Origin of the sequence: Micromonospora parva, from assembly GCF_040649675.1 — a bacterium.
GTDB lineage: Bacteria > Actinomycetota > Actinomycetes > Mycobacteriales > Micromonosporaceae > Micromonospora > Micromonospora parva.
Genome location: NZ_JBEZFX010000007.1, coordinates 296,240 through 309,177, shown reverse-complemented (window position 1 = coordinate 309,177; position 12,938 = coordinate 296,240). Strand labels below are relative to the sequence as shown.

The window sequence follows — 12,938 nt, the reverse complement described above, 5'->3', positions numbered from 1 at the left end:
CCGTTGCCGGTGCGCGAACCAGCCGATCGTCACCCGACGGGGGCGGACTTCAGCCACGAGAGGGCAGCCCGGTGGTAGGCGACCGCGAACTCCAGCGCGCTGGCGTCGTACGTCTCGCCGTCCCGTTTGGCGTTCTTCACCTGCTCCCGCACCTGGGCGAGGGCCTCGGTGTGGTATTCGTTGGCCGAGGCGTACAGGCTCTTCAGCTGGCTGGCGGAGTGCAGGTTGCCGAAGGCCATCCGCAGCGCTATCGGGTTGCGGATGGTGTCCCGCCCCGGGTTCTCCGCGAGCCAGCGGGAAAACGTCCGTTTTCCGCTGGCGGTCAGCGCGTACGGCTGGCTCATCCGCGGCCCCGGCTTGCCGAGCCGCACAAAACCCCGCTCAGCCAGCACCGGCAACTCGCGGTACACCTGACTGCGGGTCATCGACCAGTACGGCGCCAGACGGCGCTCAGCGGCGGCCATCAACTGACCGCCTGTCATCGGGCCCTCGTGGAGGAGGCCGAGCAGGGCCGCCGCCGTAGGGTTGACTCCGGAATCCGCCATGCCCACTACGCTGCCACTTTGCGCACGCGGCGTCCAGGATTTGCCGGTTTGCCACCCAACAGGACTTCCTAAGTGCACTGTCGGCGGCAGACTGTCCGTTGAGGACTATCGATGGATTGGCCGTTCCGGGCGTCCGCCGGCGGCGCTCACGCACGCCGCCGGCGGGTCGTCGCCGGTCAGCCCATGTGGGGGTACGTGTGGTCGGTCGGCGGCACGAAGGTCTCCTTGATCGTTCGCGGGGAGACCCAGCGGACCAGGTTCAGCCAGGAGCCGGCCTTGTCGTTGGTGCCGCTGGCGCGGGCGCCACCGAAGGGCTGCTGCCCGACCACCGCGCCGGTCGGCTTGTCGTTGATGTAGAAGTTGCCGGCCGCGTAGCGCATGCGCTCGCCGACCGACTCGACGACCCGCCGGTCGGTGGCGAACACCGAGCCGGTCAGCGCGTACGGGGCGATCGACTCGGCCTGCGCCACCACCTCGTCGAACCGGGCGTCGTCGAACACGTGCACGCCCAGGATCGGCCCGAAGTACTCGGTCGTGAAGGTCTCGTGGGCGGCGTCGCCGCACTCGAAGAGCGTCGGGCGCACGAAGTAGCCGACCGAGTCGTCGGCGGTGCCACCGGCCAGCACCCGGCAGCTGTCGTCACCGGCGATCAGTTCCAGCGCGGCGGTGTGCCGGGCGAACGCCTTGTCGTCGATCACGGCGCCGCCGAAGTTGCTGAAGTCGACCACGTCACCGTAGGTCAGCGAGTCGGCGGTGGCGGCCAGGCGGTCCCGCAGCCCACCCTCCCAGATCGAGCGCGGCACGTACGCCCGCGACGCCGCCGAGCACTTCTGGCCCTGGTACTCGTACGCGCCGCGGATCAGCGCGGTGTGCAGAGCGTCCACGTCGGCGCTGGTGTGCGCGACGACGAAGTCCTTACCGCCGGTCTCACCGACCAGGCGCGGGTAGCCCCGGTAACGGGCGATGTTGTCGCCCACGGTCCGCCACAACTGCTGGAAGACCTTCGTCGAGCCGGTGAAGTGGATGCCGGCCAGATCCGGGTCGGCGAGCACCACATCGGAGACCTCCTCGCCCCGGCCGGTGACCATGTTGATCACACCGGGCGGCAGGCCGGCCGCCTCGAACAGCCGCATGGTGAAGTGCGCGGCGAACTGCTGGGTCGGGCCCGGCTTCCAGACCACCGTGTTGCCCAGCAGGGCTGGCGCCGACGGCAGATTGCCGGCGATGGCGGTGAAGTTGAACGGGGTGACCGCGTAGACGAAGCCCTCCAGCGGGCGGTGGTCGAAGCGGTTCCAGACGCCGGGCGAGGACGCCGGCTGCTCCTCCATCAGGCGACGCGCGAAGTGCACGTTGAACCGCAGGAAGTCGATGAACTCGCAGGCCGCGTCGATCTCCGCCTGGATCGCGGTCTTCGACTGGCCGAGCATGGTGGCGGCGTTGAGGGTGTCACGCCAGGGACCGGCGAGCAGCTCGGCGGCGCGCAGGAAGATCGCGGCGCGCTCCTCGAAGGGCAGCGCCCGCCACATCGGCGCGGCATCCTTTGCCGCCTGCACGGCGGCGCGGGCGTCATCGTGGTTGGCGTGCGCTGTCACACCCAACACGTGGGCGTGCTTGTGCGGCTGCACCACGTTGATCGGGTCGCCGCCGGCCATCCGCTGCTCACCGCCGATGGTCATCGGCAGGTCGATGCGCTCGGCGGCGAGCTCGGTCAGCCGCCGCTGGAGCCGGTCCCGGTCGGGGCTGCCCGGCTCGTAGTTGCGAACCGGCTCGTTGCGCGGCTCGGGTACGGAGAACACGGCATCCATCAGGGCTCCTGGCGATCTCGACAGCAGTGGCGAAACCGGACCCGCGGGCACCGACCGGACGGCCGGACACCGGACGCCACACGAGAGGCCGGGCAGCGGCGGGACCTCCCGTGATTCTCCCACGACGGGCCGCGCGACCCACCTCGGCCACCGCCCTGCGCCAAGGACCGCAGCACCCCTCCTCCCCTTACCGACTGGTCTCGATCCATCCTGCTGTCCCGGGGCGACAGGCAGCCCAGCGGGCCCGCGTACCCTGAATGGTCGGTGACCTGCCGCCTCGAAGGGGAGACGATGACCAAGCAGCCCGGCCGCCCCCCGGCCGCCGAGTCGGACGAGCCGGCGGTCAACGCGGGCACTCGGCCGCTGCCCGCCCCCGGCGCCACTGTGCTCGCGCTGCTGGCGCTCGGCTGGCTGGCCGCCATGCTCTGGTCCACCCGGGAGGCCATCACCTCGGCGGCGGCCGGCGTCACCGCGATCAGCCTCTCCGCGTTCGCCCTACCCGGCGTGATCTCGGCCGCGCTGGTGGCCGGGGCCGCCGTCGCGCTGGCCGGTGGCAACCTGCTGGCCCGCCGGTACGGCGACTGGGCCACCCTGCGCTTCGCCGGCGCGATCGGCGGCGGAATGCTGGTCGGGCTCGCCGCCGCGGTGGCCATCAACCTCACCTACTTCGACACGTCCACCACCAACGTGATCGCCGGCACGACCGCGGCAGCGGCGATCATCGGGGGCGCGCTGGCCGCCGCGCGAACCGCCCCGGCGATCGGTGCCGTGGTCACCGCCGCGCTGGGCACCCTGATCTTCGTGGTCGCGTTCAGCCGCGCCCGCGACCCGCTGTTCGACCTCTTCGGCGCCGGCGACAGCCAGGAATCGTTGATCAGCGCGGCCAAGTGGGTGTCCCGCACCGAATCGCTCGTCGCCGGGCTCCTGGCCGGCCTCCTGGCCTTCGGCTACCTGACCTGGGCACGACGTCGAGCCGTCCGCCGCGATCCCGACGCCCCGGCGCTGCGCTGGCCCGCGTACCTGCTCGCCGGCGCCGGGCCGGGGCTCCTCCTGCTGCTCGCCGAGGTGATCATCCGGGTCGGCGGCCGGTCGCTGCTCGACCTCGCCAGCGCGCTCAGTGAGGCGGACGCGGTGGCGCAGACCTCACTCGGCACCTCCCGGGTGGACAACGGCATCTGGGTGCTGTTCGTGGGGGCGCTGACCGCGCTCATCGCGTTCGGCCGCACGCTCAGCCCCGCCCACACCGACGACGACGAACCAGCCGACAGCCCAAGCCCGGTCCCGGACCAGGCCGACCCCGAGGACGACAAGCCGGGCTACGCCAAGGCGTACGACGCGGACCCGACCGAGACCTCCGACGACGCTCAGGCGGTCGACGCGGACCCGGCAAAGGCGGACCCGGCTCGTTGACCCGGCGTCGGGCCGGTGTCCGGCGCCAGACGGTCCCGGCCGGTGTCCGGCGGTTCCCGGCCGGTGTCCGACGGGTCCCGGCCGGTGTCCGGCGGTCCCGGCCGGCGTTCGACGTCAGGCGGTCCCGGCCGGTGTGCGGTGTTCGACGGTCCCGGCCGGTGTCGGCTCAGGTGGCGGCGCGGAGCAGTTGGTCCAGCTCCGTCACGTCGTACCACTCCAGCTCGTGATCCTCGGCGCCGTCGACGGTGAACTGGGCGTCGGGGTCACCAGCCGCCGCCTCGGCCACCACGTCGGCCGCCGCGCCGATCTCCTCGACCGCGTCCGCGCCGTCCACGTGGATGGCCGCCACCGCGCCCACCGGCACGGCACCGGTCAACGCCACAGTGCTGGAGCCCAACTCACCGTCGCCACGCCCGATCGCCCCCGACGGCAGGTCGACCGAGACGACGACGCGACGGCGGGGCGCGCTCGGGTCGGCCCGCAGCAGGTGCAGGGCGTCCTGCGCAGCCCGGGTGAACGCGACGTACTCCAACTCCTCCTCGTCGCCCTCCGCGTACCACTCGCGAAGCGCCGGGGTCACGGCGTGCGCCTGGTCGGCGGCGAGCCCCGCCTCACGCAGCCGAGCCAGCATCGGTACGGTCGCCGGCACGTACACCCGGACAAGCTCGTCGGTCACCGGTCGTCTCCCCGCGTCGTCCTCCACCGGCGGCCGCCGGCACGGGCGCAGATCATGCCGCACGCCGTGACCGTCATACACCTCGCCTCCGGCCGGAGGAAGCTCCCGCCCGGTGTGTCTCGCGCTGCCGGTCGGCCGCCGAACCGGGCCGGTGCTGGGCGGTCAGCGCTGTCGGTGGCAAACTGAGCCAAACGACATCAACACCGGGAGTTCCTGTGGAGCCGAGGTTCCTGCTGCTCTCCGACGTGGCTGCCGAGCTCAACGTGTCGGATTCGCAGGTCTACCACATGGTGCGCAGCGGCGAACTGCCGGCGATCAAGATCGGCGGGCGCGGCCAGTGGCGCGTCGAGCGGACCCGCCTGGAAGAGTACATAGCGCGCAAATACGACGAAACCGCAGACTGGGTGCAGAGCAACCCGCTCATCGACAGGGACCCCGAGTAGCGGCCCAGCCCATCCGGTCGGCCCGCCGGCCCGCCTGGCTGCCCGCCCACGTCCCGACCAGCCCGCCTGCCGCTCGCGCCGCGCTGGCCGAGCCGCCTGCCTGCCGCTCACGCCACGGCCGTGCCTGCGCGCCGCCCACGTCACGACCAGCCCGCCAGCCGCTGGCGCCCCGCTGACCGAGTCACCTGCCTGCCGCTCACGCCACGGCCGTGCCTGCCTGCCGCCCACGTCACGACCAGCCCGCCAGCCGCTCGCACCACGCTGGCCGAGTCACCTGCCTGCTGCTCGCGTCACGACCAGCCCGCCAGCCGCTCGCGCCGCGCCGGCCGAGTCACCTGCAGCCCACGTCACGATCGACCCCTCAGCCAGCCCTTCGCCTGACGGCCGTGGGCGGTCCGGGCGTCCGACCTGGCTTGATCCACTCGGGTTTACGGAAGTCGGGGCATCGAGGCCGCCGCGGTACCGCGGTATCAAGAAACGCGAGTGGATCAAGGGCCTTTGTTGGTCGTGGGTACCGGGAAGCCATTGACCGAGACAGTTGTCTCACTCAGAATCGAGCTTGTCGGAGGCAAACGAAGGCAAACGCAAGATCAAAGGGGGCCATGATGAGCAGAGCACGACCCGGTCCTTCCCGACCACCCGTGCGACTGCGCCCCGTCCCGCCCTTCGACCCGCCGTACGTCGACGAGACCGACGGGGCGTACTGGCCAGCACCGACCGACGGTCAGCTCGCCCTCGACCTGTTCGCCTCCACCAGACCCCTCCCCCTCCGGCCGCCGGAACGCCGAACACCGCTGCGCCCGGTGCCCAACCGACCCGCCACCCATCCCGTCGCGTCGTTACCGCCGACGGCCGCTCCGGAGACCACCCGAGCGGCGCACCGCTTCGTCGGCACGTGCGTGGAGGTGGTCAACGGCTACCGCTCGCCGAACCAGGTGCGAGCGCTGCTCGACCCGACCCGAGCAGCCGACCTGCTGACCGAACTCGCCCGCGCGTCCGGCCGGGCCGGGACAACCCGCCGTCGCACCGGCCGACCACTGGTTCGGCTGCTACGCCTGCGAGTTTGCGAGCCCAGGGAGACCGCTGTGGAGGCGGCAGCCGTCCTCACCGGCGCCAGCGGCCGAAGTTGGGCGTTGGCAGTGCGCCTGGAGCACCGTCGTGGCCGCTGGCTCTGCACCGCCCTACACGTGCTCTGACCACACTCCCGGCCCCAATCGGTCACCTGGCCGCGCCCAGGACGGCTCCAACCCGTGCCCCGCCGGGCTAGGACGAGCCGGCCAAGCCAGGCAGGGCCGGGGCCAAGCCAGGCAGGGCCGGGGCCAAGCCAGGCAGGGCCGGGGCCAAGCCAGGCAGGGCCGGCCCGGCAGGACTAGGCCGGGCCGGGCCGAACAGGGCCGGGCCGAACAGGGCCGGGCCGAACAGGGCCGGGCCGAACAGGGCCGGGCCGAACAGGGCCGGGCCGAACAGGGCCGGGCCGAACAGGGCTGGACCAGGGCCAGGGCGGACGGGGCCAGGGCAGGGTTAAGCCAGGCCAGGACCGAGCCAGGCCAGGGCCAGACCGGGTGATCCACTCCGGTTTCAGGAAATCGGGTTGTCCGGCTGTGGGTGATGGCCCGGTTTTCATGAAGGCGAGGTGATCACGGTGTGCGGGTGCGTGTCACCCGAGGAGGGCCGCCCAGGCAGGTGGTTGTAGGGCCGGCGGGGCTGGCAGACACCGACGGGCCCCGGCCTGGTCGGCCGGGACCCGTCGGTCAGGGACTGTCGCTGCGCGGACGCTGTCGGTCAGTTGCCGCCGTTGGGGGCGCCGTGGCAGCGCTTGTACTTGCGGCCCGAGCCACACGGGCACGGCGCGTTGCGGGACGGGCCGTTGCTCGCCTCGGCCTGGTTGGGTGCCGTCCGACGGGCGGCAGCCGACGGAACAGCCGGGCCACGCAGCCCGGATGCCGGCCGCTGCGGAGCGGACGGCGCGCTCTGCCCCGGTGCCGCAGGGGCACCCGGAGCCGGTCGGCCAACGCCGAGCGCCGGAGCCTGCTGCTCGGCCTGCTCCACCGCGACCGCACCGGGGCTGGCCTCGCCGTCGATGGTGGGCGCGGAGTATTGCAGGCCCTGCCGCCGCGGTGCCTGGTTGAGGCCCTTGGCCCGGATCTCGACCGGCTTGTCGAGCAGCGTGACCTCGTCGGCCCCCGCCTCCGGCTCGGGTTCGGTGACCTGGACCTCGATGTTGTAGAGGAAACCGACGGTCTCCTCCTTGATGCCCTCCATCATCGTGGCGAACATGTCGAAGCCCTCGCGCTGGTATTCCACCACCGGGTCGCGCTGGGCGTACGCGCGCAGGTTGATGCCCTCCTGGAGGTAGTCCATCTCGTAGAGGTGCTCGCGCCACTTGCGGTCGATGACCTGGAGCAGCACCATCCGCTCGAGTTGGCGAACGCCCTCGGTGCCGAGCTGCTCCTCACGGCGGTCGTACGCGGCGTTGGCGTCCTCCTTGAGGCGGGCGACCAGGAAGTCGGCGTCCATGCCGGCCCGAGAGCCGCCGGTTTCCTCCTCCAACTCCTCGATCGTCACGCTGACCGGGTAGAGCTGCTTGAGGCTGGACCAGAGCTGCTCAAGATCCCAGTCTTCGCCGTAGCCCTCGGAGGTGGCACCCCGCACGTACGCCTCGACGGTGTCGTCGATCATGTTGCGGACCTGGTCGGAGAGGTCTTCACCGTTGAGCACCCGGAGCCGCTCGGCGTAGACGACCTGGCGCTGCTTGTTGAGCACCTCGTCGTACTTGAGCACGTTCTTGCGGATCTCGGCGTTCTGGCCCTCGATCTGGGCCTGGGCGCTCTTGATCTGCCGGGTGACCATCTTCGACTCGATGGGCACGTCCTCCGGGATGTTGAAGCGCTCCATCACCGCCTCGACGGCCCCGGCCCGGAAGCGCCGCATCAGCTCGTCCTGCAGCGACAGGTAGAAACGGGACTCGCCCGGGTCGCCCTGCCGGCCGGCGCGACCGCGCAGCTGGTTGTCGATCCGCCGGGACTCGTGCCGTTCGGTGCCCAGCACGTAGAGGCCACCGGCGGCGGCGACCTCCTCCGCCTCGGCGTCGCAGGCCTGCTTCCACTTGGGAAGGACCTCCTCCATCGCCTTGGCGTACTCTTCCTCGTTCTCCAGCGGGTCGAGGCCGCGCTGGCGCAGCTCGTTCGCGGCGAGGAACTCGGCGTTGCCGCCGAGCAGGATGTCGGTGCCGCGACCGGCCATGTTGGTCGCCACGGTGACAGCGCCCTTACGCCCTGCCTGGGCGACGATCTCGGCCTCCCGCGCGTGGAACTTGGCGTTCAGCACGTTGTGCGGGATGCCCCGGCGACGCAGGAGCTGGGAGAGGATCTCGGAGTTTTCCACCGAGACGGTGCCGACGAGCACCGGCTGGCCCATCTGGTGCCGCTCGGCGATGTCCTCGATAACGGCGTTGAACTTGGCCTTTTCCGTCTTGTAGATGACGTCCGGCCGGTCTTCGCGAACCATCGGGCGGTGGGTCGGGATCGTCACGACGCCGACCTTGTAGACCTTGTTGAACTCGCTCGCCTCGGTCTGGGCCGTACCGGTCATTCCGGACAGCTTCTCGTAGAGGCGGAAGTAGTTCTGAAGGGTGATGGTGGCCAGGGTCTGGTTCTCCTGCTTGATCTCCACCCCCTCCTTGGCCTCGATCGCCTGGTGCATGCCCTCGTTGTAGCGACGGCCGTGCAGGATGCGACCGGTGAACTCGTCGACGATCAGGACCTCACCGTCGCTGACGATGTAGTCCTTGTCGCGCTTGTAGAGCTCCTTGGCCTTGATGGCGTTGTTGAGGTAGCCGACCAGCGGGGTGTTCACCGACTCGTACAGGTTGTCGATGCCGAGCCGGTCCTCGACCTTGGCGACGCCCCGCTCGGTCACCGCGATGGTGCGCTTGGAGTGGTCGACCTCGTAGTCGCCCTCGCCGTCGGTGCCGGGCTGGAGCCGGGCCACCACGCCGGCGAACTCGCCGTACCAGCGGGCGGAGTGCTCGGCCGGGCCGGAGATGATCAGCGGGGTGCGGGCCTCGTCGATCAGGATCGAGTCGACCTCGTCGACCACCGCGAAGTTGTGCCCGCGCTGCACCAGCTCGTCCTTCGACCACGCCATGTTGTCGCGCAGGTAGTCGAAGCCGAACTCGTTGTTGGTGCCGTAGGTGATGTCGCACTCGTAGGCGGCCTTGTGCTCGCTGGCCGGCCGGTTGGGCAGCACCACGCCGACGGTCAGCCCGAGGAACTCGTGCACCCGGCCCATCCACGCCGCGTCACGCTGGGCGAGGTAGTCGTTGACCGTGATGACGTGGACGCCCTTGCCGGAGAGCGCGTTGAGGTAGACGGCCATGACCGAGGTCAGCGTCTTACCCTCACCGGTCTTCATCTCGGCGATGTTGCCGAAGTGCAGCGCCGCGCCGCCCATCACCTGGACGTCGTACGGGCGCTGGCCCAGCACCCTGGCGGCCGCCTCGCGGGCCACCGCGAACGCCTCCGGCAGCAGATCATCGAGGGTCTCACCCTCCTCGAGCCGCTCTCGGAACTGCTCGGTCATGCCGGCCAGTTCCTCATCGGTGAGGTTGATGTAGTCGTCCTCGATCGAGCTGACGGCATTGGCGATCGCCTTGAGGCGGCGCACCATGCGGCCCTCGCCCGCGTTAAGGACCTTTTCCAGAATCGACACGGATCAACGCTCCCCTAGACAGTCTCGAACCATCGTAGGCGCTCCATCGGCGCGATGGTCACTGGTGGCGGTGCTCGACCCCGCGGAACCCGACATAACTCGCGTCCTGCGCTCGCCCCAAACGTTATCCGGTTACGCCGTCGGCGAACGCTGCGGCAGGATGCACGAGTGGAGCCCGTGGAGATCATCGAGGACGGCGTGCTGCTGCGACCCTGGCGGGAGGCGGATGCCGAGGCCGTCCACCGAGCCTGCCAGGACCCCGACATTCAGCGCTGGACCACCGTACCGCGCCCATACCGGCCGGAACACGCGCACGGATTTGTCACCGAGATGAGCCGGAAGTCCTGGGCCGAGGGCACCGGGGCACCGTTCGCGGTCTGCGACCCGGGCACCGGTGAGCTGCTGGGCGCCAACGGCCTGATCTCCATCGACAAGGACGGTACCGGTGAGGTCGGCTACTGGACGGCACCGTGGGCGCGTGGTCGGGGCGTGATGGTCCGGGCCACCCGGGCGGTGGCCCGCTGGTCCTTCGACACCGTCGGCCTGCGTCGGCTCATCTGGCAGGCCGAGGTGGGCAACCACGCCTCCCGGCTGGTGGCCCTCCGAGCCGGTTTCCGGGTCGACGGCCGGTTGCGGATGGCCAACCCGGCGCTGGAGGGCGTGGCGGACGGCTGGATCGGTTCGCTGCTGCCTGGCGAGGTGCCCGCCGCCGGGTCGCCCGGGCCGGCCCAGCCGGGCACCCTCGCCGCCCGCCGGGCCGCCGTCTTCGGCCGCCCGCAGCCCGTTCTGTTCGCCACCACCGGGGCGGGCGAGCTGCGGCTGCGGCCCATGGAGGAGCGGGACCTGGGCGCCGTGGTGCGGACCTGCCGGGACCCGGAGTCGATCCGCTGGACCACGGTGCCGGACCCGTACGACCACGCCGACGCGCTGTGGTACCAGGAGCACTGCCAGGCGCTGTGGGCCCGGGGCGACGCCGCCTGCTTCGTGATCTCCGACCCGGACGACAGCTACGCGGGCACCATCGACCTGCGGCTCTCCCCGACCGACCCGCTGCTGGCCGACGTGGGGTTCATGACCGCGCCCGACGCCCGTGGTCGCGGCTACATGACGGCCGCGCTGCTCGCGCTGAGTGCCTGGGGTTTCACCGCGCTGGGTCTGGCCCGGATCGAGTGGAAGGCGAACGTCGGCAACGACGCCTCCCGTCGGGTGGCGGAGAAGGCCGGCTTCTCGTTCGAGGGGACCGCCCGGGGTGCCGTACCGCACCGGGGCGAACGGGCCGACGTCTGGGTCGCCGCGCTGCTCGCCGAGGATCTGGCGTGACCGAGCAGGAGGTCATCGAGGCGTACGGGGTGCGGCTGCGGCCGTTTCACACCGGGGACACCGCCGACGTGGTCGACGGCTGCGCCGACCCGGTCAGCCAGCGGTTCGTGTCGAACCTGCCAGCCCCGTACACCGATGTCGACGCCCGCTGGTGGATCGAGGTGGGCGCTCCGGCGGCCTGGACCGGCGGCGGCGCCGCGTACGCCATCGCCGACCCGGCCACCGACCGGCTGCTCGGCGCGGTGGGGTTGAACAACCCGGTGTCCGCCCGGGGTCAGGTCGAGATCGGCTACTGGGTGCGGCCGGCGGCGCGCGGACGCGGGGTCGCCACCGCCGCGACCCGCGCGCTGAGCGACCACGCGTTCGCCGCCGGCACCGCCCGCCTGGAGCTGCTCACCGAGCCGGAGAACGCATCGAGCCAGCGGGTCGCGCTGGCCGCCGGCTACCGCTACGAGGGCTCGCGCCGGTCGGCCGGATCCGGCCGGGACGGGGACCGCCACGACCTGCTGGCCTGGGTACGCCTCGTCGGCGACCCGCCCGGGCCGACCGCCCGCCTGCTGCCCGACCTGCCCGGCGGGCTGCTCAGCGACGGTGTCGTGACAGTGCGCCGGCTCGCGCCGGACGACGCGGAGCTGATGCACCGGCTGCACAGCCGACCGGAGGTCGTCGCCAACCAGGCACCGCCGGTGCCGCCGACGCCCGAGGCGACGCAACGGCGCTGCCTGCTGGCGGAGAGCGCCTGGCTCACCGGTGTCATCGCCCGACTGCTGATCGTCGACGTGTCCAGCGGCGCGCCGGCGGGCAGTTGCGGGATGTCGATCACGGACGCGGCCAGCGGTGAGGGCTCGGTCGGCTACGCGCTGCTACCCGAGTGGCGGGGCCGGGGGTACGCGACCCGTGCGGTCCGGCTGCTCGCCGCGTGGGCGTTCGGTTCGGCGGGTGTCACCCGGCTGGTCGCCGGCACAGTGCCGGGAAACGTCGCCTCGCACCGGGTGCTGGAGCGGGTCGGCTTCCAGCGGGAGGGGCTCCAGCGTGGCCGGCTGCCCGGCCTGGACGGCACCCGCCTGGACGATCTGACGTTCGCGCTGCTCCCCACCGACCTGCGCTGAGAACGGCGGCAGGGAGTTGTGGCGGGACGTCCCGCCACAACTCCCCGGTCGAACGAGAGGGGTGGGTCAGGTGGCGAGGGAGATGATCCCGTAGTCGTAGGCGTGCCGCCGGTAGACGACGCTGGGACGGCCGGACTCCTTGTCCTGGAAAAGGTAGAAGTCGTGGCCGACCAGTTCCATCTCGAACAGCGCGTCGTCGATGGTCATCGGCTCCGCCGGGTGCACCTTCTCCCGGGCGATGTGCCACGGCTGCTGGTCGTCGTACTCCTCCTCGACCCGCTCCGCGACGGCCGTGCCGGCGCGGGCGCCGTCGCTCGGCGCGGTGGAGACCAGGTCGGCGACCGGCAGGCCCGCGGTGGCCTCGGCGACGGAGATCGGCGCGTGCCGGCCCCGGTGTACGCGGCGGCGGTCGGCTGCGCGGCGTAGCCGGGTGTCGAGCTTCGCGATGGCGGCGTCGAGCGCGCTGTAGAAGTCGTTCGTGCAGGCCTCGGCCCGAATCACCGGACCCCGGGAAACGCAGGTGATCTCCACCCGCTGGCAGTGGTCGGCTTGGCGCGGATTGCGCTCGTGAAACAGCTCGACATCGACGCGAATAAGTTTGTGGTCGTAGCGTTCGATCTTCGCGAGTTTCTCGGCTACGTGTACCCGGTAATGATCGGGAACTTCGACGTTACGGCCCTTGACCACGATGTCCACGTGACCTCCCTTGTTCGGACGGTCTTCGATCCGGTTACCCGGCCGCGCGCCGTGGGGAGACCCGCTGGCGTCGACCGGTTGTACGGCTACGCCTCCTCTCACCGCCGAGGGCGGTTGGAACGACCTCCTACCCCCGACAGCGAAACGCTAACTCCTGTTTGCCCGGCAGTCACCCCATGTTGCCGAGACGGCCCAGAATTTTTCGCAGCTCATACACCAACGGG

10 protein-coding genes are annotated in these 12,938 nt (G+C 71.3%); 5 read left to right on the top strand and 5 right to left on the bottom strand.

Annotated features, from left to right (window positions below):
- Positions 1-29 precede the first annotated feature (29 nt).
- Both AB0C03_RS19700 and pruA read right to left on the bottom strand, forming a co-directional pair.
- Positions 30-545: a PadR family transcriptional regulator gene (locus AB0C03_RS19700; RefSeq protein ID WP_030331495.1), complete on the bottom strand. Its 516-nt coding sequence runs from the start codon at positions 543-545 to the stop codon at positions 30-32.
- Between the two features lie 176 nt (positions 546-721).
- Positions 722-2,350 (bottom strand): L-glutamate gamma-semialdehyde dehydrogenase, encoded by a 1,629-nt coding sequence (gene pruA, locus AB0C03_RS19695; RefSeq protein ID WP_357638234.1) that lies wholly within the window; start codon positions 2,348-2,350, stop codon positions 722-724.
- 291 nt (positions 2,351-2,641) lie between these two features.
- Here pruA and AB0C03_RS19690 point away from each other — a divergent pair, with 291 nt between their 5' ends.
- Positions 2,642-3,760 (top strand): hypothetical protein, encoded by a 1,119-nt coding sequence (locus AB0C03_RS19690; protein WP_357638232.1) that lies wholly within the window; start codon positions 2,642-2,644, stop codon positions 3,758-3,760.
- Between the two features lie 166 nt (positions 3,761-3,926).
- Here the strand turns inward: AB0C03_RS19690 and AB0C03_RS19685 are convergent, their stop codons facing one another.
- Complete coding sequence (locus AB0C03_RS19685) at positions 3,927-4,436, bottom strand: DUF6912 family protein (protein ID WP_357638230.1); 510 nt, start codon at positions 4,434-4,436, stop codon at positions 3,927-3,929.
- 215 nt (positions 4,437-4,651) lie between these two features.
- On the opposite strand from AB0C03_RS19685, the gene AB0C03_RS19680 reads away from it, so the two are divergent.
- Together AB0C03_RS19680 and AB0C03_RS19675 are read left to right on the top strand one after the other, a co-directional pair.
- Positions 4,652-4,879, top strand: a complete 228-nt coding sequence (locus tag AB0C03_RS19680) for a helix-turn-helix domain-containing protein (protein WP_124775311.1) — start codon at positions 4,652-4,654, stop codon at positions 4,877-4,879.
- 602 nt (positions 4,880-5,481) lie between these two features.
- Positions 5,482-6,075: an Rv3235 family protein gene (locus AB0C03_RS19675; protein ID WP_357638228.1), complete on the top strand. Its 594-nt coding sequence runs from the start codon at positions 5,482-5,484 to the stop codon at positions 6,073-6,075.
- Positions 6,076-6,661: 586 nt separating this feature from the next.
- On the opposite strand, the gene secA is transcribed toward AB0C03_RS19675, so the two are convergent.
- Positions 6,662-9,589 (bottom strand): preprotein translocase subunit SecA, encoded by a 2,928-nt coding sequence (secA, locus tag AB0C03_RS19670; protein WP_030331506.1) that lies wholly within the window; start codon positions 9,587-9,589, stop codon positions 6,662-6,664.
- A gap of 168 nt (positions 9,590-9,757) precedes the next feature.
- Between secA and AB0C03_RS19665 the strand changes: the two genes are divergently transcribed.
- Together AB0C03_RS19665 and AB0C03_RS19660 are read left to right on the top strand one after the other, a co-directional pair.
- Positions 9,758-10,909 (top strand): GNAT family N-acetyltransferase, encoded by a 1,152-nt coding sequence (locus AB0C03_RS19665; RefSeq protein ID WP_357638226.1) that lies wholly within the window; start codon positions 9,758-9,760, stop codon positions 10,907-10,909.
- Complete coding sequence (locus AB0C03_RS19660) at positions 10,906-12,018, top strand: GNAT family N-acetyltransferase (protein ID WP_357638224.1); 1,113 nt, start codon at positions 10,906-10,908, stop codon at positions 12,016-12,018. Before AB0C03_RS19665 ends, AB0C03_RS19660 begins: the two co-directional genes overlap by 4 nt.
- Before the next feature lie 66 nt (positions 12,019-12,084).
- Here AB0C03_RS19660 and hpf read toward each other — a convergent pair whose 3' ends face one another.
- Positions 12,085-12,714, bottom strand: coding sequence for a ribosome hibernation-promoting factor, HPF/YfiA family (gene hpf, locus AB0C03_RS19655; protein WP_030331512.1), 630 nt, complete (start codon positions 12,712-12,714; stop codon positions 12,085-12,087).
- Positions 12,715-12,938: the final 224 nt, after the last annotated feature.

What these genes read in the sequence shown, in the direction of transcription:
- AB0C03_RS19690 (WP_357638232.1), top strand. Translation starts at nt 2,642, where the DNA reads ATGACCAAGCAGCCCGGCCGCCCCCCGGCCGCCGAGTCGGACGAGCCG.
- AB0C03_RS19675 (WP_357638228.1), top strand. Translation starts at nt 5,482, where the DNA reads ATGATGAGCAGAGCACGACCCGGTCCTTCCCGACCACCCGTGCGACTG.
- pruA (WP_357638234.1), bottom strand. Translation starts at nt 2,350, where the DNA reads ATGGATGCCGTGTTCTCCGTACCCGAGCCGCGCAACGAGCCGGTTCGC.
- AB0C03_RS19700 (WP_030331495.1), bottom strand. Translation starts at nt 545, where the DNA reads ATGGCGGATTCCGGAGTCAACCCTACGGCGGCGGCCCTGCTCGGCCTC.